The sequence below is a fragment of the Micromonospora sp. WMMD736 genome (genome assembly GCF_049179015.1).
In the GTDB taxonomy this organism is placed as follows: Bacteria; Actinomycetota; Actinomycetes; order Mycobacteriales; family Micromonosporaceae; genus Micromonospora.
In genome coordinates this window covers 3794961-3814689 of record NZ_JBMHMI010000001.1, presented here as the reverse complement: position 1 = coordinate 3814689, position 19729 = coordinate 3794961, and the positions used below count along the sequence as shown (strand labels likewise).

Here is a 19729-nt window from a genome sequence, read left to right as displayed (position 1 = left end):
CATGTCGTACCCCGAGATCCGGCCCCGCCGTCTGCGCCGCACCCCCGCGATCCGCCGACTGGTGTCCGAGACCCGGGTCGACCCGGCCGAGCTGGTCGTGCCGATGTTCGTCAAGGAAGGGTTGACCGAGCCACGGGCCATCGCGTCGCTCCCGGGGGTGCTCCAGCACTCCCGGGACTCGCTGCGCAAGGCAGCCGCCGAGGCCGTGCAGGCCGGCGTCGGCGGGATCATGCTCTTCGGGGTCCCCGCACGGCGTGACCCCACCGGGTCCGGCGGCATCGACCCGGACGGCATCCTGAACGTCGCCATCCGCGACGTGGTCTCCGAGGTGGGCGACAGCACGGTCGTGATGAGTGACCTGTGCCTCGACGAGTTCACCTCGCACGGGCACTGCGGAGTGCTCGCCCCCGACGGCGACGTCGACAACGACGCCACCCTGGCCGCCTACGCCGAGATGGCGGTGGCCCAGGCCGCCGCCGGGGTCCACGTGGTCGGGCCGTCCGGGATGATGGACGGCCAGGTCGGCGTGGTACGCCGGGCGCTCGACGCCGCTGGACACCAGGACGTGTCCGTGCTGGCGTACGCCGTGAAGTACGCCTCCGCGTTCTTCGGCCCGTTCCGCGACGCCGTGGAGTCGGCGTTGGAGGGCGACCGGCGCAGCTACCAGCAGGACCCGGCGAACCTGCGCGAGTCGCTGCGCGAGGTGGCGCTCGACGTCGCCGAGGGCGCCGACATGGTGATGGTCAAGCCGGCGCTGCCGTACCTCGACGTGGTGTCGGCGGTCCGGGCCGCGGTGGACGTCCCGGTCGCCGCCTACCAGGTCTCCGGCGAGTACGCGATGGTCGAGGCCGCCGCCGCGAACGGGTGGATCGACCGGGAGCGGGTGATGATGGAGACCCTCACCTCGATCAAGCGGGCCGGCGCGCAGATCATCCTCACCTACTGGGCGGTCGAGGCCGCCGGTCTGCTCCGCCAGCGTTACTGAGCGATTCCCCGGCTCCGCCCGGGCCGACCGCCTCGTCGGCACCGGCGACGGTGGTCGGAAGTCGCCGGCTGGTCAGCCAGGCGAGCGCCAGCAGCACGGCCGAGACCGCCAGCGTGAGCCGGGTGGCCATCGCCAGTTCCGGCGCAAGGTCGAGGCGTCCGGCCGGGTCGAGCCTTCCGGCCGCCGTGATGCCCCCGCCACCCAGGCTCGGGGCCACCCGGTCCGTGAGGAAGGACAGGACGGCGGCGATCAGCGCCGTGCCGGCCGCGACCGAGGTGTGTGACACCGTGGTGAGCAGCGTAGAGCCGGACGGTAGGTCGTCGGGCGGAAGGGACCGGCTGGCCGCCGTCATCGTCGGCATCAGCGTCGCACCCATGCCCAGGCCGATGACCGCCCCCAGCGCGGCCAGCAACGGGTACGACGTGTCGGCGTCGAGCACCAGCACCCGGACCACCGTGCCGGCCACGGCGGTGCAGATGCCCAGCCCGACCACCCGCCGCGCCGAGACGCGATCGACGAGCCGGGTCGCGACCTGGAGCGTGAGCCCGGTGGTCAGCGCCTGCGGGATGCCGATCATGCCGGCCAGGGTGGCCGAGTCGCCACGTACCACCTGCACGTAGGCCGGGATGATCAGGAACGAGCCGAAGTATCCGGCGGCGAAGAGGGCCACCGTTGCGGCGCCGGGGGTCATTCCCGGCGCGCGCAGCACGGCCAGACGCAGCAGCGGCTGCCGGATCCGGCCGGCCCGTACGGCGAAGATGACCACGAGCAGGACGCCGAGCGCGAACGGCAGCAGTACGGGTGCGGTGACGACGCCGCCCCGCTCACCGGTGACGCTGAGGCCGTACACCGCCAGCGCCAGGCCGGGGCAGAGCAGCAGCAGCCCGACGACGTCCAGCCGGACCGGTGGTCGTCGCGCGTCGGCGACCGGCAGCACCGAGCGTCCGAGCAGCATCGCCACCAGCCCCACCGGCAGGTTGATCCAGAAGATCCACCGCCAGGACGCGTGATCGAGCAGCAGCCCACCCAGCACCGGTCCGATGAGCGGCCCGACCAGCACCGGAAGGCCGAGCAGGCTCATCATCCGTCCGCGCCGCCCCGGCGGTACGGCGGCGAGCGCGACGGCCATCCCGACCGGGTTGAGTAGTCCGCCACCCAGCCCCTGGAGGACCCGGAACGCGATCAGCGACCCGACGCTCCAGGCGGCCCCGGCCAACACGGAGCCGATGGTGAACAGCAGCAGCGCGGCAAGGTAGGTGCGGCGGGCACCGAAGCGGCCGATCGCCCAGGCCGCGGTGGGCATCACCGCGACCAGGGCGAGCGCGTACCCGCTGGTGACCCAGCCGATCGTGGCGAGGTCGGTGTCGAGGTCGTCGACCAACCTCGGCAGGGCCACCACGGTGACCGTGGTGTCGATCACCGCGAGGAGACCACCCAGGGTCAGGTACCAGCCGAGCCGTCGCGCGGACGTGTCCATGTCGGCTGCTCATGGCCGAATCCGGCGGGCGGTACGCAGCGCCTCGGCCCACCAGGCCAACTCGCTCAGCATGGCGTCGGCCGCCTGCCGGAGCGGCTCGTCGTCGACCAGCCGCCCGTCGACGTCGAGCCGTTCCCAGGGCGCCCGGAGCACCACCCCGGAGCGGGTCGTGGCGGCCTGCACCTCGGCGAAGACCAGCCGGAGCTGCTCCACCGCGCGGATCCCGCCGGAGCTGGCGCCGTACGACACGAAGGCCACCGGCTTGCGGGCCCACTCCCGGTAGTGCCAGTCGATGGCGTTCTTCAGGGCGGCCGGGAAGCTGTGGTTGTATTCGGGCGTCACCACCACGAACGCGTCGGCGGCGGCCAACCGGGCGCTGATCGGGCTGGTCGAGTTACCGCCGGGAGGGGTGTCGGCGAACGGCAGCGCCACCTCGGCGAGGTCGACTAGGTCCAGGTCCAGGTCGTTGCGGCGGCTCCCGTGCGCGACGAACCAGTCGGCGACCGAGCGGCCCAACCGGGGTTGCCGGACGCTCCCGACGAGCACGGCGACGGTCGGTGCGGTGTCCTCTTGCATGGTCATGCCTCGGACGCTAGGACTTGAAGTAATGGTGAAGTCAATGGCGGCGGGGGACTGGCGATGGGCACGTTGACGGTCGGCGAGGTGGCCCGGGAGAGCGGGGTCAGCGGCTCCGCCGTACGGTTCTACGAGCGGCAGGGCCTGATCACGGCTGCCCGTACCAGCGGCAACCAGCGGCGCTTCGACGTCGACGCGGCGTGTCGGATCAGGGTGGCGCGGGTGGCCCAGCGCGTCGGCCTGACCGTCAACGAGATCCGCGACCTGCTCGCGGCGCTGCCCCCCGACCCGCAGCCGGCCGACTGGCAGAGCCTGCACGATCGGCTGACCGCCGAGGCCGAGCGGCGCATCCGCGACCTGCACGCGGCGCTTGACGACATCGGCTCCGGCCGCCGCCTCTGCGACCTCTGACCTCGCCCGGGCCCTGAGCGACCCATCCTGACAACCGGCCCGAGGAGGTCCGGTACCCCTTCACGCGCCCTTTGCTCTGCTTCAACGGACGCAACACTTTTGGGTTTCAACTGTTGCGTCCGTTGAAGCAGAGCAAAGGCGGTCAACCATGCCCGGCTGTCCCGGCTGTCCCGGCTGCCCCGGCTGCCCCGGCCCGGCGCTGGCCCGGCGCCAGCCCGGTCCTCAGTTGTCCACAGGTTTATCCACAGGGATTGAGCCGGGTGCCGACACGGGCGATGGTGGTGAGATGACGTCGGCGCTCGAACCTCCTCTTCCCCCTGGCCCTACCGTCGGTCGGTTTCCCATCGCCGGTCTGGTTCGCCGCGCACGTCGGATCGTCGGGCTGAGCCAACTTCGGCTCGCCCGCTTCGCCAGGGTGTCACCGTCGACGGTGGGGCGGGTCGAGGCGGGCAGCCTGACACCGAGCCTTGCTGTACTGGAACGCCTGCTCGGCGCGGGCGGCCTCTACCTGGTCGTGGTGGATCAGGAAGGACGGATCGTCCAGCCGATGGCCGACCGGGAAGACGTCCACGACGGTGCGGGTCGGCGCTATCCTTCGCACCTCGACACGATCCTCGATCCCGAGCCGGGGGAGTGGTGGGGGGACATCTACGGGCTGGCGCGGCCACCGGAGACCTACCACCGCAGCTCCGCGGACCGTGCGGCGCGGCGCCGCCGCAGCCAGTGGGAGGTGCGGGTCGCGCAGCATCGGCACGTGCCACCGCCGCCGATCATCGACGAATACTACTGAGACCGCGAACGGCCCACCCTCCGGGAAAACCGGACGGTGGGCCGTCAGCGCCCTGGTTCAGTCGTCGTTGGTGATCGTTCCGGTGGCGAGCGGATCGGCCAGCCGTAGGCCGGGCACGCCGGCCACCAGCAGGGTCAACTTCTCGTCCGACTCGCGTCGCCGGTCACCCCGCACGCTGACCGGGAAGGTCAGCGAGGTGTCGCCGGCGGCCAGCACCTTGCAGCCGGCGTACGCGTCGAAGTCCGAGCCCGCCTGCGCCGTGAGACCGACGGTCGCGGCACACAGCAGCACGGGCTGCGACAGCGGCCGGGAGACGGTGGCGGTGAACACCATCTGCCGGGTGCCCTGGTCACCCTCGACCACCGTCGTGTCGGCCACGGTCAACGCCGCCCGCGAGCGGAACCTCGCCACCTGCGGGTCGTGGTCGCTGGAACCCCGCGAGCCGTCACCGGTGAACTCCGCCGGCCAGTCGGCGTTGATGTGCGCCGCCCGCACCTGCACCAGGTCCCCGTAGAGCGCGTCGTTGACGAACAGGTGGTCGAGCGTCTGCGCCTGACCCTCGAAGCTGTACGAGTACGCCGAGGCCGGCACGTCCGCCACCAGGTTGTCCCACAGGTTGTGCAGGCCCGCCTCGTACAGCGGAGCGAGCTGGTCCGACGGTGTGGGCTGGGCGGCGGTGGCGAGGGGATCGTCCGGCCGGGGGAAGACGTTCAGGTCACCGCCGTACACCACCCGGGCGTTCCGGTCGGCCGCCTCGATCGCGGTGACGATCGCCGCTCCGTACGCCGCCTGCTCCCGCCGCTGCCCGATCCGACTGTCCGGACCGGACGAGTAGTGGTTGCTCAACGCGTACAGGGTGAACCGCTCGGTCGAGCCCGGTGCCGCGGCCACGCTGAACTTGCCCAACTGGGGTGCCCGGGTGAAGACGTTGTTCCCGTCCTTGCCGGTCGACGTGTCCACGTCGGACGGCAACACCGCGTTGAGCGCCTTGGGGTTCTGCACGTCGGCGTTGCCCGGCAGGCCGGCGGCGCGGTACTGCACGGTCGGCGTCGCGCCCAGCAGCGGATCGCTCGCCGTCGCGGACGCCAGGGACAGCCGGTCGGTGCGGTACAGGAACGCGGCGGTGATGCCGCGGGCGTCCGCGCCGGTCCGGTCGTAGGCAGCCGCGTACGCCGGACCGCCGGCCGCCGCCACCGCGAGCGCCAACTCCTGGATGCTGTCCGGAGCGCCGTCGGCGTCGTTGGTGTCGCCGCAGGCCAGCGCCGTTCCGGAGACCGTGCAGATGTCCTGGTCCTCGGCCTCCTGCACCAGGATCAGATCGGGTGCGTGCAGATCCTCGACGATCTGGTCGGCGAGCGATGCCAGGTGCTGGCGGTAGTCGGCCTCGCTGCTCGGCACGTAGTCGAACGGCGGGGTGACACCGGTGCAGCCGGCGTTGCCGGTGAAGTCGCAGCCGTCGAACGGGTCGTCGCGGTAGTCGTACAGGTTCTCCACGTTGTAGGTCGCCACCGCGACCTCCTGGGAGCGGTCGGCGGGCTTCGGCGGGTTGTTCTTCGACGGGTCGGCCCCGGCGTCGAACTCGGCCCGCTCGACCTGCACGCCGTACTTCTCGAACGAGTAGTAGACGCCGCCCACCGCGTCGGCGCGCAGCGTGTCGAAGGTGTGCGCCGGCGGGAGCAGCGCGGTGCTGTCACCGGCGGTCGCCTTCACGCCCATGCTGCCGAGCAGCACACGCTGCCCGTTGCCGTCGTCGAAGCGCCGGGTCGGGTCATTGTCCAGCGGGTGCGAGTCCCGGAAGACCCGCCGGGCGTACGGGTCGGCACGGTCCAGCAGCGGATCGTCCCGGTCGACGACCCACAGCTCCGCGTCGGCCGTGGACGAGAAGACGTCGCGGCCGCTCACCGCGCCGCTGCCCGCGCGCACCCGCAGCCGGACGCCCTCGTGCCGCTCCCACCAACGCTGCGCCTCGATCACCTCGACCGGCGGCACCGCGTCGGTCACCGCGACCGCCGTGTCCACGTCCAGGCCGGTGGCGATCCGACGGACCAGCGAGGCGCCGGAGAGCTGGGTGAAGTTGTAGTACTCCGAGACCCGCGCCCGCAGCACGACCTCGTCACCGACCGTCGGCACGTAGCCGCCGACCAGCGAGGTGAACGTGCCCATGAAGACGAAGATGCCGTCGGAGCTGGTCGGGTCGCCGTCGGTGTCGCCGCTGCGGCTCTGCAGGAAGAAGCCGTTCTGCTCCGCCCCGGCCGACGTACGGGCCAGCGTCCGCTGGGTGATCACGCCACGGACGTCGTACATCGTGCTGCTCGTGCCGTTGCCGCTCGCCGGTGCGAGCGGCGACCGGTCGGCGGGGCCGGACTCGGCGTCGGTGGTAGGGCCCTGCACCTCCCCGACGGTCAGCTCCCTGGTCACCTGCACGACCAGCGCGCAGCTCGCGGTGCCACCGCCCGCATCGGTCGCGGTCACGGTGACGGTGTACGCCCCGGCGGTGAGGTCGGCGCTCGCGCCGACCGTGGCGCGGGCCGTGCCGCCCACCACGTCGGCGGGGGTGAACGCGGTACGGGTGATCGAGCCGCTGGCCGGCGTCGGGCTGACCCCGGTCACCGCCAGGTCGACGATCCGATCGTCCGGGTCGGTCGCGGTGACCTCCCGGCTCGCTGCCGTGCCCGATCCGGTGACCAGTGGGCCGCCGCAGGTCACCGTCGCCGGGACGTCGACCGGCCCACCGCCGTCCACGCTGTGCGCGCCGAGCCCGTCGAAGGTGTCGACCGGGAAGCCGGCCCACTGGGCGGCGGGGTCGAACGCGTCTGACGGATCGGTGTCGCCCACCGTCACCGAGGGCAGCCGACGCAGCGTGTTGTCCGCCGTGCTGGTCGTGCCCGTGCCCCACTCGGTGCCCGGGTCGACGCCCACCTGCCCAATCGAGTCGAGCACGACCGTGCCCCGCCGCAACACGATCGCGTCGTCACCGTTGAACAGGCTCGCCCCGGTGGTCTGGTCCGCCTGGGCGAGGATCGCCGCCCCGGCCGAGGCGCTGGCGAACACGAAGGCGTCCCCGGCGGCGACCGTCCCGGTCAGCGCGATCGTGGTCGCCGTCGTGGAACCGTTGAAGTAGAGCTGGAGCTGGTAGCCACCAGCGGTGAGGTCGACGGGAGCGCCGGTGCCGTTGAACAGCTCGATCGCCTTGTTGTTCGACGAGCCTTCGACGTACTCGGAGATGAAGAGGTCGGTGGGCGCGGCGCTGGCCGCGGTGGGTGTGACGCCGAGAGCCGTGACGGTCACTGCGGCGGTGGCGATCGCGAGCGCGGCTGTCGTGCGGCGCGGGCGCATAGGGCCTCCACGATGGGTGGACGGGGTCAACGCACGTTAAGGTGCCCCACTGTCCACCGTCCATCCCCCAGTGGACACTTTCGTGAATTCCTCAGCGCGGTGGATCGAGGCGGTGCACCAGCTCAGCGACGTCGACGCTGTACTCGCACCAGTCCCGGTCGGGCCGGTAACCCAGCTCCGCGTTGACCTTGAGCATCGCCTCGTTGGCCTGCGCGTTCCAGGTCTGCACCTCGACCAGCTCCGGCTCGGCGGAGCGCAGCTCCAGCAGCATCCGCGCCTTGATCGCCCGGTCGATGCCGTAACCCCGGTGGTCCTGCGCGACGATCGTGTCGTACTGGTCGGCGCGGGTCGGGTGCTGCGCGGGCACCACGACCTCGGTCAGGCCGGCCACCTCACCGCTCTGCTCGTGCCGGGCCAGCACGATGTACGGCTTCATGCCGCGCCGGTGCAGGGTGTCCAGGCTGTCCCGCAGGCGCTCCGGGTCGTAGGAGCTGGGACGTAGCTCGCCGTCCTCGACGTCGCGCACCTCGGCCTTGGCCCGCGCGTACGACTCGATCAGGTCGTCCGGTGGCCCGCCCGGGTAGAACTCCAGGTGGTAGCCCGCACCGATGCCGGTGGACATCTCGGTCAACTCGGCCCAGTCCACCGAGGTCAGGTCGAGCACGCTGCGCGTCTCCACGTACTCCCGGGTGAAGCCGAGCGACTCGTAGAAGGCCACCGCCGGCGTGTCGCCGACCACCTCGACGCCGATCGACCGGAAGCCCTCCTGGTAGACCCGCCGGGCCGCGCGCAGGACCAGGTCACGACCGAGGCCGCCGCGTCGGGCGGAGGGGTGGACCAGCACCTCGATCACCCCGATGTCACCGAGCAGCAGCACATGGACCTGCCCGAGAACGGCACCGACCGCGCCGGGATCGGTCGGTTCGGCCTGGGCCAGCCAGGAGATGCGCCGCTCACCGGGCATCACCTCGGCCAGGTATTCCCGCAGTGAGGTCTCCCGCCACGGCGGGTCCTGGGGCAGATCGGCCGCGAGTACCGCGTTCAACGTGGTCAACAGCGACGCGATCTCGGCGGAGGACGCGGTCCTGGGGTCCCACTCGCGCACCATCACCCGTCTAGCTTGCCGCTAACGGCTGCCCGGGGGAAGTGTCCGGCCCTCCAATGTACGTGGACGATCACATCGTCCGGCTGACCCGTCCGTACCGGTCAGCGGTGTCGTAGACGGCCTTGGCGTACCGCCGTACGTCGTTGTACGACAGGATCGCGTTCCACCAGTCGCCGGGGATGCTGAGGTTGCGGCCACCCTTGCAGAGGTAGTTGCCGGCCGCCAGCGCCGCGTCGTCCAGGTCGTGCGGGTCCTTGACCCCGTCCCCGTCGCCGTCGGCCCCGATCTCCTGCCAGGTCGTCGGGATGAACTGCATGGGCCCGATCGCCCGGTCGTAGACCTTGTCATCGTCGAGCACGCCGCGGTCGGTGTCGATGATCCGCATCCGGTCGCCCTTGCCGTCCAGCGGCAGTCCGATGATCTTTGGCAGCGCCTTGCCGTCGGCGCCCAACCGCGCGCCGTTGGCCGAGCCGTGCCCGGACTCGACCTGACCGATCGCGGCCAACGTCGTCCAGCTCAAGGCGCAGCTACGGTTGGTCTGGGCGAGCATCAGCTCCGCGTATCCGTACGCCTGCATGGCGGTCGGTGGGATGCCGACCTTGGCCCCGACCTGCTGTGCCCAACCGGCCAGGGCGTCCGACGGACGACCGCCGAACGTGGGAGCGACGGCCGGCCCGGTCGGCACGACGCCGGTGGGGAACACCCCGGTCGGCACCGCACCCGTCGGCACCGCCCCGGTGGGCAGCGGGCCGGTCGGCCGTGGCTCGAGGGGCAGCGCCGGCGGCACGGCCACGGTCGGCTCTGCCGAGGCGTCGACGGCCACCGGCTTCGACCCGCCGATGGTCGCCGGCACGAGCAAAGCTCCCGCTGCGGCGGTCGCCGCGACCAGGGCCAGCAGGAACACCCCGGGGACGGTGAGCCGGCCGCTGGGTCGGCGGGACCACTCCCGGGTCGCCCGGGCGGCGGTGACCGCGGCCTGGCGCGGCGGTGGCAGCCGGACGGCGTGCGCGAACGGCACGCGCCGTCGCCGACCGGGCGTGACCGTCGGTACGGCAGCGACGCCGTCCACCTTGGTCGCCGTCAGGTCGGTGGCGCCGGCCGCGACCGTCCCGTCGCCGGTCTTGGCGTCGCCGGTCTTGGCGTCGCCGGTCTTGGCGTCGCCGGTCTTGGCGTCGCCGGTCTTCGCGTCGCCGGACTTCGCCGGGTCGGCGGTCGTGGTGCTGGCGGTCGCCATGTCGGCGTCGGTGGTGTCGGTCTTCGCCGGGTCGGCGGTCGTGGCGCCGGCCTTCGCCGGGTCGTCGCCGTCGCCGTCGGCGCGCGGAGGGCTTTCGGTGCTCGGCTCGGCCCGGTCCGCGACGGCGGTGTCCGTACCGACGGCATCGGCGGTGGGGACGGCCGTCCCGGCGATGTCGTCGGTGGCGGCGTCCTCGCGCTGGTCAGCGGCCGGAGCGTCGACTGTCGAGGGGGGAGCGGCGTCCGCCGAGGCCGGGGGTGTGGTCTTCGCGTCGGTCGTGCCGCCGCTCAGCCACGGCCGGCGGGGGCGAGGCACGGCCGGAGGCGTCGGATCCGGCGCGGCACCCGACTCCGCCAGGGGCCCGTCCAGCGGCGCGGCCGGTCGAAGCGGTTGCACACGCGTCTTGTCTTCCCCGTCCACCACTCGTCGAGTATCACTCATGTCCCGACGGGCGTCAGGTCCACGTACTCTTGGTCGCATGCCCCGGTACGAGTTCCGATGCCGCGCCTGCGGCGACACCTTCGAGGTCAACCGTCCGATGGCGGAGGCCGGAGCGCCGGCCACCTGCCCGCAGGGCCATGCCGACACGGTCAAGTTGCTCTCGGCGGTGTCGGTCACCGGTCGCGGCACCGGCGCCGCCCAGGCGTCCGGTGGTGGCGGCTGCTGCGGTGGCGCCTGCGGCTGCTGACCCGGCGGCGGTTTCGGCGGCAGACTCGTGAACCGGCCTTGCCGGGACCGGGTTCGAGTGGCACCTTGAGGCGGCACGTGCCCGGCCGTTCTCACGATGCGTGACCGCTCGGACTCAGGCAGCATGAACCCGACGTCACGGGCGGAGGTTCCACGCATGTCGCCACGGATCCAGCTCCCGAGGGGTTGGGTGACCTTCGTGTTCACCGACATCGAGGGCTCGACCCGGCTGGCCCAGTTGCTCGGCGCGGACTACCGCCCGGTGCTCGCCGAGCATCGACGGTTGCTGCGCCGCACGCTGGCCGCCACCGGTGGTGCCGAACTGTTGACCGAAGGCGATTCGTTCTTCCTGGCCTTCGACGACGCGGCCGCGGCGTTGACGGCCTGCCTGACCGCCCAGCGGGCCCTGGCGAACCACGACTGGCCGACCGAGGAGGCCGCTCCCCGGGTACGGATGGGTCTGCACACCGGCTACGCCGAGCCCCGCGACGGGGAGTACGCCAGCCCCGAGGTGCACCGGGCCGCCCGGGTGGCCGCGGCGGCGCACGGCGGTCAGGTGCTCTGTTCGGCGTCCACGGCCCGTCGGGCCGACCCGCTGCCACCGGGCGCCACCCTGCTGGACCTGGGCCTGCACCGGCTGCGTGGCTTCGACGACCGGGAGCGACTGTTCCAACTGGTCGCTCCCGGGCTGGAACGGCAGTTCCCCCGCCCGCGTACCGCCGAGGCGGTGGCGCACAACCTGCCGACCCAGGTGACGTCGTTCGTCGGGCGGCAGGTCGAGCGCGCCGAGTTGAGTGGGCTGGTCGAGCGGCACCGGTTGGTCACGGTGCTGGGCGCGGGCGGCGCGGGGAAGACCCGACTCGCCGTGGAGCTGGCCGGTGGCGTGGTCGAGGCGTACCCCGACGGGGTCTGGTTCGTCGACATCGCCGCGGTGACCGACCCGGGGTTGGTGGCGTTCGCGATCGCCGCGGTACTCGGGCTGCGGCCCGAGCCGGGCCGCCCGATGCTGGACACGCTCGTCGAGTACGCGGCGGCCCGCCGGATGCTCGTCGTGCTCGACACCTGCGACACGCAACCCGCCGCCTGCGGCGAGGTCATCTCGCGGCTGCTCTCCGGCGGGGGCGGCGTGCGGGTGCTGGCGACCAGCCGCGAGTCGTTCAGCCTGCCCGGCGAGGTGGTGTGGCGGATACCGCCGCTCTCGGTCGACCCACGCGCCGACGGCGCGGAGAGCGACGCGGTCGCGCTGCTGCTGGACCGTACCGCTGCGGCCCGTGGCGGCCGGCAGCCGGACCCGGCCGAATCGGCCGACCTGCGCCGGGTGGTGCAGCGGTTGGACGGGCTGCCACTCGCCATCGAGCTGGCGGCCGCCCGGCTGCGGGTGCTCTCCGTCGGTCAGCTCGCCGAGCGGCTGGACGACGTTCTCGGCACGCTGGACGCCGGCCGGGAGGACCCGGAGCCGCCGCCGGTGGAGCGGGGCTGGTCCGGCAACCAACAGGACACCGTGGACCTGGTGGCCGCCGCGATCGGTACGCCGCCGCCCACCGCAGCGAGCCGGGCCGTGCAGCGGTCGGCCACCGAACGGCACCTGACCATGCAGGCCACCGTGACCTGGTCGTACCGGACGCTGGGGCCGCGGGCCGCGCGGCTGTTGCGCTGGATGGCCGTCTTCGCCGGGCCGGTGGACCTGCCGACGGTGGAGTGGCTGCTGGGCGACGACCCGCTGGATCCGCTGTCGGTGCTGGTGGACAAGTCGATGGTGTTGGCCGAGCCGCGTGCCGCCGGCAGCTCGTACCGGATGCTCGACCCGATCCGGGCGTACGCGGCCCGACGGCTGGCCGAGGCGGGCGAGGAGCAGGCCGCCCGCGACCGGCACGTGGCGTGGTCGGCGCACGCTCTGGAACGGGCCCACCTCGGCCCGGACGGGCGGCCCGTGACGCTGTCGCTCTACACCCTCGATCCGCTGGCCGACGAGCTGCGGGCCGCGCTGCGCTGGTGTGCCACCGGGGGCAACGCCCGCGCCGGTCTGCGCCTGACGAGTGGGCTGGACCAGTGGTGGCGCGAGCGCGGGCTGGCGCGGGAGGGTCGTCTCTGGCTGTTCCGGCTGTACGGACGGATCGCCGAGACGGGTGAGCGGATCCCGGACGCGGAGCTGGCGGCGGCGTACCACATGCACTCGCTGCACGCCGGTGCCGACGGGGAGTTCGCGGAGGAGTTGCGCTACTCGCAGCGGGCGGAGGCCGCCGCCCGGCAGGCCGGTGACGCCGGTCTGCTGGCCCGGGTGCTCGCCGGCCGGGCCGCGCCGCTCGTGGACATGGGTCAGTTCTTCGAGGCCGAGCGGGTCTGCCGGGAGGTCATCGACTGGGCGCACGGGCAGGACGTGGTGGGCGAGGCGCTGTTCGCGGTGTTCAGCCTGGCCGAGCTGCTCTGGCGGCGGGGCGCGCTGGCGGAGGCGGCGGACCTGCTGGGCGCGGCGCGTCCGGTCGAGGCCGCCCGCCCGGTCGAACGCGGTCGGCGTTCGGTGGACATGCTCCTCGGGATGGTCGCGCTGGCCCGGGGCGACGTCATCGCCGCGCACGAGCACCTGCTGGTGGCGCTGCGCTCGCGGATGGGGCACGGCTACCACGGCCGGGCCTGCGACACGCTCAACGCGATCGCGGTTCGGTGTGCGCTCGGCGGGGACCGGACGACCGCCGCGCGGCTGTTCGGCGCGGCGCAGGCCACCCGGACGACCATGCGGGCGACACCCGGCATCTACGGCGGTTACTGGGCCGACCAGCAGGCCGAGCTGCGGGCGATGATGGGCGACGTGGCGTTCGACGACGCGTACTCGGAGGGCGCCGAGTTGAGCCTGGACGAGGCGGTTGCGCTCGCCCTCGACGTGGAACACCCGGACCTGGCGGCGGACTCGACCCGCTTCAGCACGGACCTCTCCCACCCCACCCACCCCACCCACCCCTCCCACCCCTCCCACCCCACCCACCCCACCCACCCCACCCCACCCCAACACCCCGCCACGAAAACCGAACACGCCTAACCCGGCCCCCCGGGTCGATCATGAAGTTATTGCCACGACACGCCGGTGGGCCGGGCAATAACTCCATGATCACCGCTAAAGGGGTAGGGGTAGGGGTAGGGGGTCAGGCGCGGGTGCGGGCTTGGGATTCGGCCTGGGCCTTCATTCGGGCGGCGCGGTCGATGTCGGCCTGTTGAACGGCGGCTACCGAGCCGAAGACGTGGACCGCCTGGTAGTACGTCCAGGCCAGGCTGTAGCAGGCCGGGCGGACGACCGCGTTGTACGTGGCGCAGACCCGCTTCAGGTCCGCGTAGAAGGCGTTGTCGAGGCGGGCCTTGTTGGCGGAGAACTGGCCGACCGCCTTGTAGTTCCGGTAGCCGAAGTCGTGCCGGTAGCAGCCCAGGTTGAAGGTGAAGCCGAGCGGGTTGTCGGGGCTGGACGAGCAGTAGTCGGTGGACCAGACGAAGTTGTACTCGGCCCAGGGGGCCCGGTTGAGGCGGGCGCTGTTCCAGGAGTTGTAGCTGGACGCGCTGGTCTGGGTCCAGCTCGACAGCACGGACAGCTTCTGGGCGGGGGTGACGGCGGCGGCGGGGGAGGCGATGGCGAGGGTGGCGAGCAGCGCGAGCGCGCCCGAGGTGAACAGGGTGGCGATACGACGGGGCACGGCTTACCTCCGCGGGGTGTGCGGTGGGACGGAAGTTACCGGCGGGTCACCGGATGTCGACAAGTGTCGATCAACTGATCAGCCTGTCGGTATGCGCCCGGCCAACTATCGGTGACATGCGTCGAAACAGACGAATGCCCCGGACGCTCCGTGCGCCCGGGGCATCCGGCGGACCTGATCAGCGCAGCAGGAAGGCCGGCGGGCTGGCCGGGCTCTCGTTCGCCGTCCGGTCCAGCGCGGTCAGCCGGTAGGTGTAACGGCGGCCGGGTTCGGCCGACGTGTCCACCCAGGACTGCGCGCCGCCCGAGGTGGCCCGGACGGTGTCGACCAGGTGTGTGGCGTCCGCGGTGGCGCACTGCCCGGGCAGCGTGGTCCCGTCGAACCGGTAGATCGCGTACGAGGTGGCCGTGCCCAGGGGGCCCTTGCCGTCGGCCGGCTGACGCCAGGTCAGCCGGACCCCGTCGGCGTCCCGCCCGACCCGGGTGACGACCGGCGGGAGCAGCGGCTTCGCCGGCAGGTGCGGCATGGCCGGTACGAGGGCCGGGCGCGAGTAGTGCTCGGCCGCGTAGCTGTCGGTAGCGCCGAGCCGGTTGGCGCGTACCTGGACGGCCGAGAAGTGTACGTTGCCCTGTACCTCGGGGTACGACCGGTTGAGCGTCAGGTGGTCGGACAGCTCACGCGGGTTCTGCCAGTACGGCCCGTACGCGGGGTCGCCGCTCTTGTAGTCGGCCTGGCCGATGTAGAGCTGCACCCGGGTGCCGCGTACCGTCTCGGCCCACCACGGCACGAGTCGCGCGTAGTCGGCCGCCGGGTACTGGCCGATGTACCAGTAGAGCTGCGGCACGACGTAGTCGATCCACTCCTGCTTGATCCACTTCCGGGTGTCGGCGGAGATGATGTCGTACGACTGGCTGCCGGTGGTGTCCGAGCCGAGCGGGTCGGCGCTGGCGTTGCGCCAGATGCCGAACGGGCTGACCCCGAACTTGACCCATGGCTTCGCCGCCTTGATCTTGCCGTTCATCTCCTGGATCAGCAGGTTGATGTTGTCCCGCCGCCACTCGGCCCGGTCGGTGAAGCCCCGGTTGTGCGCCGCGAAGGTGGCATCGTCGGGCACCTGGTAGGTGCCGCTGGGGTAGGGGTAGAAGTAGTCGTCGAAGTGGACGCCGTCGATGTCGTACCGCTGGACCGCGTCCATCATCGCGGTCTGGACGAACTCGCGGACCTCGGGGATGCCGGGGTTGTAGTAGAGCCGGCTGCCGGCGACGCCGGCCGGCGGGTAGGCGAAGGTCCAGTCCGGGTGCTGCCGTGCCGGGTGTCCGGGGGCGAGCTGGCCGACGTCGGCTCCGGCGCCGCCGGGGGCCGGCATGGAGACGCGGTACGGGTTGAACCAGGCGTGGAATTCGAGGTTCCGCCGGTGCGACTCGTCCACGAGGAAGGCCAGCGGATCCCAGCCGGGGTCCTGGCCGCGCACCCCGGTCAGGTACTCCGACCACGGCTCGTACGCCGAGGGCCAGAGCGCGTCGGCGGTGGGGCGGACCTGCACGACGACCGCGTTGTGGTGCAGTCGCTCGGCGAGGTCGAGCAGGTCACGGTACTCGGCCTGCTGGGCGGCGATCCGGTCCGGGCTGGTCTGGGAGGCCTTGCTGGGCCAGTCGATGTTGACCACCGACGAGATCCACATGGCCCGGAACTGCCGCTTGGGGGTGGCCGGGTTGGTGACGCAGGCGGTGGCGGAGGGGGTGGTGGCGTTCGCGGGGGTGGCGGCGAGTGAGCCGAGCAGTATCGCGGTCAGGCCGGCGGCGGTGAGGCGGAGTGCTTTCATGCGGTATGTCCCTTCGTTGGGGCTCCCGGTGCAGTCCGGATACGGCAAGATTCACCGCTTCCTATCTGCGTACAGAAGGAAATTTTCACAATCGCGTCGCCGCCGCAAGTGTTCGTGGTTGACCATTCGTCCCGCTGGGTAGCAACGCCGGTCACCGGCCGCCACGGTGGTGGTCGCACGGTGTGAAGGGGTGAGCGCATGTCCGTGCTGCGAACCAAACCGATCAAGGACGTCATAGCCCAGGGCGAGGCGGACGGCAGTGACGGCGGAGTCGGACTCAAGCGGCGACTCGGCGCCCTCGACCTCACCGGCTTCGGCATCGGCATCGTGATCGGCACCGGCATCTTCACGCTCACCGGCATCGAGGCCCGCGACAGCGCCGGGCCGGGTGTGGTGATCTCGTTCGGGATCGCCGGCGTGGTGGCCCTGCTCGCCGCCCTCTGCTACGCCGAGTTGGCCTCCAGCGTGCCGACCGCCGGCAGCGCCTACACCTACGCGTACGCCACCATGGGCGAGATCGTCGCCTGGATCATCGGCTGGGACCTACTCCTGGAGTTCGCGCTCGGCGCGGCGGTGGTAGCCCGCGGCTGGTCCGGCTACCTGGCCGAACTGCTCGACCTGCCGACCCGGTGGTTCGGCGAGGAGGGCAGCGTCGTCAACGTCGGCGCCATCGCCATCGTGCTGATCCTCGGCATCGTGGCGATCGTCGGCATCCGGGAGTCCGCCCGGATCACCAACCTGTTGGTGCTGGTCAAGGTCGCCATCTGCGTCTTCGTGGTGGTCGCCGGCCTGTTCTTCGTCAAGGCCGCCAACCTCACCCCGTTCATCCCGCCGGCCGAGCCCGCCGGCAGCGGCGACGACGGCATCAAGCAGCCGGTGACGCAGGCGCTGTTCGGGTTGGAGCCGTCGGTCTTCGGCTTCGTCGGGGTGCTCAGCGCCGCCGCGGTGGTCTTCTTCGCGTACACCGGCTTCGAGGCCGTCGCCAACCTGGGCGAGGAGACCCGTAAGCCCAAGCGGGACCTCACCCTGGGCCTGCTCGGTACGCTGCTGATCTCCACCGTGCTCTACATCGGCGTCTCGCTGGTGGTCGTCGGCATGGTGCCGTACACCGAGATCGACCGGGGCGCTCCGATCGCCTCGGCCTTCGAGTCGGTCGGCGCGGGCTGGGCGGCCGTGCTGGTCTCCATCGCGGCGGTCGCCGGCCTGACCAGCGTCATCCTGGTCGACCTGGTGGCGATGGGCCGGATCGGCTTCGCCATCGCCCGGGACGGGCTGATCCCGCCCTCGATCGCGGCCGTGCACCCGCGCTGGGGCACCCCGTACCGGATCTCGGCGATCATGACGGTGGCCGTCGCGCTGCTGGCCGGCTTCCTCCCGCTCTCCGCCCTGGCCGACCTGGTCAGCATCGGCGCGCTCTGCGCGTTCGTGCTGGTCTCCATCGCGGTACCGATCCTGCGCCGCAAGCGTCCGGACCTCGACCGTCCGTTCCGGGTGCCGTTCTCGCCGGTGCTGCCGATCGTCTCGGCGGTCGCCTGCTTCTACCTGATGCTCAATCTGTCCGTGGAGACCTGGCTGCGGTTCCTGGCCTGGATGCTGCTCGGCGCGATCATCTACTTCGGTTACGGCTATCGACGTAACCGCCTCGCCCGCCACGAACCGGCCGTGCCGGAGCAGCGCGAGCCGAGCGCCTGACCGCCCGCACACAGCTGGGCCCCCGCCACGTGGGGGCCCAGCTGTGCGCAGGACGCTTCTGCAACGTTGTAGATCAGGTATGGTGCGCTGGGTCACAGCGGGAGGTTGCGGGGTGCGGCACAGGCTCAAGGACGTGGCCGAGCGGGCCGGAGTCTCGGTGAAGACCGTCTCCAACGTGGTGAACGGTTACGTGCACGTACGTCCGGACACCCGGGCCCGTGTCGAGGAGGCCATCGCCGAGCTGAACTACCGACCCAACCTCTCGGCCCGTCACCTGCGCAAGGGCCGTACCGGGGTGATCGCCCTGGCGGTGCCGGAACTGGACATCCCGTACTTCGCCGAACTCGCCCGCCACGTCGTCACCGCCGCCGCCGAGTACGGCTGGACCGTGCTCATCGACCAGACCGGCGGCCGGCGTGAGCAGGAGCGGGTCGTCGCCTCCGGCATCACCGACCACCTGATCGACGGGCTCATCTTCAGCCCGCTGGCGCTCACGGCGGAGGATCTGGCCAGCCTCGACGGCACCCCGATGGTGCTGCTCGGCGAGCGCGTCGACCACGGTCCCGCCGATCGCGTGGTGATCGACAACGTCACCGCCGCCCGGGAGATCACCGACCACCTGATCCGGCTCGGCCGCCGCCGCATCGCGGCGATCGGCGCGCAGCGCACCGACGAGGGTGCCAGCGCCCGCCTCCGCCTGGCCGGCTACACCGAGGCGCTGCGCGCCGCCGGCCTGGCCTACGACGAAGCCCTCGTGGCGTCCGCGACGGCCTGGCACCGCGCCGACGGCGCGGCCGCGATGCGCGGCCTGCTCACCACGGGAGTACGCCCCGACGCCGTGTTCTGCTTCAACGACACGCTCGCCCTGGGCGCCCTGCGGGCCCTGTACGAGGCGGGTCTGCGTGTGCCCGAGGACGTGGCGGTGGTCGGCTTCGACGACATCGAGGACGGACGTTTCTCGGTCCCCACGCTGAGCACCGTCGCCCCCGACAAGGAGCGGATCGCCCGGCTGGCCGTCGAACTTCTCGCCAGCCGCCTCGACGGCGACCGCGCCGCCCCCGCCCGCGCGCTCAAGGCCCCGTACCGCCTGGAGCTGCGCGAATCCACCGGACCCTAGTCGAAGAAGCGGGCCAGGTGGGAGTTCGAAGCGGGCTCGGCATCGGCGGGGAGGGGCGTCAGGTCGGCGAAGATCGATGCGCCGTCGCACCCGGCGTGCAGCGGGTACCAGCGCGGGGTGCCCGGCGGCCGGAGCTGGCAGATCCCCTTGAAGGTCTGGACGTCCATCAGCCGGACGTGCGTCGGGTCGGCCACCGCGTTGACGTGCCCCCACCACGGGCTCATGACGTGCAGGACGCCGCCGGGGCGCAGCACCCGGTGACACTCGTCCACCAGGGGCAGGAAGTCGATCAGGTGCTCCAGGATGTGCACCGCGAACAGCACGTCCACCGAGTTGTCGGCCAGCGGCAGCGAGCCGGAGAGGTCCGCCACCGCGTCCACCCCCGGCGCGGGATAGATGTCCAGCCCGAGGTTGCCCGACCACTGCTTGGTCGGGCCACAGCCGAGGTCCACCACCACGGGCGCCCGCCCGCCGACGCCGACCTTGCACCAGACGCCGTAGACGCCGGCCAGCCGCCCGACCGTGTCCCGTACCAGCCGGAGGTCGGCGGGCTCGGCGACCTCTCCGCTGAGGTGGGCGACCCCACGGTCGAACCGCACCTCGACGGCCAGGCCCCGGAGCCGGTCGTCGTGCCGGACCTGGTCCGCCCACGCCTGCGCGAGAAATTCGTCGATCAACCGCAGCCGGTCGGCCGAGGGCGGAGTCTGTGCCAAAGCGACCATTCGGGCCACCTCCCGCCGCGCGTTACCCGGCTACGCGCCCGGTATTCCCCTCTTCGCCGTCGCGCGACCGCGCGGGCGGGCCTGTCGGGCCGTCCCGA

The 19729-nt window shown here is 72.1% G+C and carries 15 protein-coding genes; 7 read left to right on the top strand and 8 right to left on the bottom strand.

Going from position 1 to position 19729, the window contains the following annotated elements; genetic code table 11:
- The first annotated feature begins 1 nt into the window (after position 1).
- Positions 2–985 carry a porphobilinogen synthase gene (gene hemB / locus ACN269_RS16900; RefSeq protein WP_421473333.1) on the top strand — a complete coding sequence of 328 codons (984 nt, stop codon included), beginning with the start codon at positions 2–4 and terminating at the stop codon, positions 983–985.
- Here hemB and ACN269_RS16895 read toward each other — a convergent pair.
- Together ACN269_RS16895 and ACN269_RS16890 are read right to left on the bottom strand one after the other, a co-directional pair.
- Positions 936–2462: a DHA2 family efflux MFS transporter permease subunit gene (locus tag ACN269_RS16895; RefSeq protein WP_421473332.1), complete on the bottom strand. Its 1527-nt coding sequence runs from the start codon at positions 2460–2462 to the stop codon at positions 936–938. The genes hemB and ACN269_RS16895 overlap by 50 nt on opposite strands.
- A 9-nt stretch (positions 2463–2471) precedes the next feature.
- The gene (locus ACN269_RS16890) at positions 2472–3044 is read right to left on the bottom strand and encodes an NADPH-dependent FMN reductase (protein WP_421473331.1); all 573 of its coding nucleotides are present in this window, start codon (positions 3042–3044) and stop codon (positions 2472–2474) included.
- Between the two features lie 57 nt (positions 3045–3101).
- Here ACN269_RS16890 and ACN269_RS16885 point away from each other — a divergent pair, with 57 nt between their 5' ends.
- Together ACN269_RS16885 and ACN269_RS16880 are read left to right on the top strand one after the other, a co-directional pair.
- Positions 3102–3449, top strand: coding sequence for a MerR family transcriptional regulator (locus ACN269_RS16885; protein WP_421473330.1), 348 nt, complete (start codon positions 3102–3104; stop codon positions 3447–3449).
- 148 nt (positions 3450–3597) lie between these two features.
- Positions 3598–4239 (top strand): helix-turn-helix domain-containing protein, encoded by a 642-nt coding sequence (locus tag ACN269_RS16880; RefSeq protein WP_421473329.1) that lies wholly within the window; start codon positions 3598–3600, stop codon positions 4237–4239.
- Positions 4240–4296: 57 nt separating this feature from the next.
- Here ACN269_RS16880 and ACN269_RS16875 read toward each other — a convergent pair whose 3' ends face one another.
- The 3 genes from ACN269_RS16875 to ACN269_RS16865 form a co-directional block, all read right to left on the bottom strand.
- Positions 4297–7575, bottom strand: coding sequence for a lamin tail domain-containing protein (locus ACN269_RS16875; protein ID WP_421473328.1), 3279 nt, complete (start codon positions 7573–7575; stop codon positions 4297–4299).
- Positions 7576–7666: 91 nt separating this feature from the next.
- Positions 7667–8683 carry a GNAT family N-acetyltransferase gene (locus ACN269_RS16870; RefSeq protein WP_421476378.1) on the bottom strand — a complete coding sequence of 339 codons (1017 nt, stop codon included), beginning with the start codon at positions 8681–8683 and terminating at the stop codon, positions 7667–7669.
- A gap of 67 nt (positions 8684–8750) precedes the next feature.
- Positions 8751–10355 carry a lytic murein transglycosylase gene (locus ACN269_RS16865; RefSeq protein WP_421473327.1) on the bottom strand — a complete coding sequence of 535 codons (1605 nt, stop codon included), beginning with the start codon at positions 10353–10355 and terminating at the stop codon, positions 8751–8753.
- Between the two features lie 37 nt (positions 10356–10392).
- Here ACN269_RS16865 and ACN269_RS16860 point away from each other — a divergent pair, with 37 nt between their 5' ends.
- Both ACN269_RS16860 and ACN269_RS16855 read left to right on the top strand, forming a co-directional pair.
- Positions 10393–10602: an FmdB family zinc ribbon protein gene (locus ACN269_RS16860; protein ID WP_421473326.1), complete on the top strand. Its 210-nt coding sequence runs from the start codon at positions 10393–10395 to the stop codon at positions 10600–10602.
- Positions 10603–10758: 156 nt separating this feature from the next.
- Entirely contained in the window at positions 10759–13635 is a 2877-nt protein-coding gene (locus ACN269_RS16855) for an ATP-binding protein (RefSeq protein WP_421473325.1), read from the top strand.
- Between the two features lie 103 nt (positions 13636–13738).
- Here the strand turns inward: ACN269_RS16855 and ACN269_RS16850 are convergent, their stop codons facing one another.
- Together ACN269_RS16850 and ACN269_RS16845 are read right to left on the bottom strand one after the other, a co-directional pair.
- On the bottom strand, positions 13739–14278 hold the full coding sequence (locus ACN269_RS16850) for a phospholipase (RefSeq protein ID WP_421473324.1): 540 nt from the start codon (positions 14276–14278) through the stop codon (positions 13739–13741).
- A 178-nt stretch (positions 14279–14456) separates the two neighbouring features.
- Positions 14457–16100 carry a glycoside hydrolase family 10 protein gene (locus ACN269_RS16845; RefSeq protein WP_421473323.1) on the bottom strand — a complete coding sequence of 548 codons (1644 nt, stop codon included), beginning with the start codon at positions 16098–16100 and terminating at the stop codon, positions 14457–14459.
- Positions 16101–16298: 198 nt separating this feature from the next.
- Between ACN269_RS16845 and ACN269_RS16840 the strand changes: the two genes are divergently transcribed.
- Both ACN269_RS16840 and ACN269_RS16835 read left to right on the top strand, forming a co-directional pair.
- On the top strand, positions 16299–17792 hold the full coding sequence (locus ACN269_RS16840; protein WP_421473322.1) for an amino acid permease: 1494 nt from the start codon (positions 16299–16301) through the stop codon (positions 17790–17792).
- A 112-nt stretch (positions 17793–17904) separates the two neighbouring features.
- On the top strand, positions 17905–18909 hold the full coding sequence (locus ACN269_RS16835) for a LacI family DNA-binding transcriptional regulator (RefSeq protein ID WP_421473321.1): 1005 nt from the start codon (positions 17905–17907) through the stop codon (positions 18907–18909).
- Here the strand turns inward: ACN269_RS16835 and ACN269_RS16830 are convergent.
- Entirely contained in the window at positions 18906–19631 is a 726-nt protein-coding gene (locus ACN269_RS16830; RefSeq protein ID WP_421473320.1) for a methyltransferase domain-containing protein, read from the bottom strand. The two genes, ACN269_RS16835 and ACN269_RS16830, sit on opposite strands and share 4 nt — an antisense overlap.
- Between the last annotated feature and the right edge of the window lie 98 nt (positions 19632–19729).

Coding starts and splice junctions, on each gene's coding strand:
- hemB (WP_421473333.1), top strand. CDS start 2: ATGTCGTACCCCGAGATCCGGCCCCGCCGTCTGCGCCGCACCCCCGCG.
- ACN269_RS16895 (WP_421473332.1), bottom strand. CDS start 2,462: ATGGACACGTCCGCGCGACGGCTCGGCTGGTACCTGACCCTGGGTGGT.
- ACN269_RS16890 (WP_421473331.1), bottom strand. CDS start 3,044: ATGACCATGCAAGAGGACACCGCACCGACCGTCGCCGTGCTCGTCGGG.
- ACN269_RS16885 (WP_421473330.1), top strand. CDS start 3,102: ATGGGCACGTTGACGGTCGGCGAGGTGGCCCGGGAGAGCGGGGTCAGC.
- ACN269_RS16880 (WP_421473329.1), top strand. CDS start 3,598: ATGCCCGGCTGTCCCGGCTGTCCCGGCTGCCCCGGCTGCCCCGGCCCG.
- ACN269_RS16875 (WP_421473328.1), bottom strand. CDS start 7,575: ATGCGCCCGCGCCGCACGACAGCCGCGCTCGCGATCGCCACCGCCGCA.
- ACN269_RS16870 (WP_421476378.1), bottom strand. CDS start 8,683: ATGGTGCGCGAGTGGGACCCCAGGACCGCGTCCTCCGCCGAGATCGCG.
- ACN269_RS16865 (WP_421473327.1), bottom strand. CDS start 10,355: ATGAGTGATACTCGACGAGTGGTGGACGGGGAAGACAAGACGCGTGTG.
- ACN269_RS16860 (WP_421473326.1), top strand. CDS start 10,393: ATGCCCCGGTACGAGTTCCGATGCCGCGCCTGCGGCGACACCTTCGAG.
- ACN269_RS16855 (WP_421473325.1), top strand. CDS start 10,759: ATGTCGCCACGGATCCAGCTCCCGAGGGGTTGGGTGACCTTCGTGTTC.
- ACN269_RS16845 (WP_421473323.1), bottom strand. CDS start 16,100: ATGAAAGCACTCCGCCTCACCGCCGCCGGCCTGACCGCGATACTGCTC.
- ACN269_RS16840 (WP_421473322.1), top strand. CDS start 16,299: ATGTCCGTGCTGCGAACCAAACCGATCAAGGACGTCATAGCCCAGGGC.
- ACN269_RS16830 (WP_421473320.1), bottom strand. CDS start 19,631: ATGGTCGCTTTGGCACAGACTCCGCCCTCGGCCGACCGGCTGCGGTTG.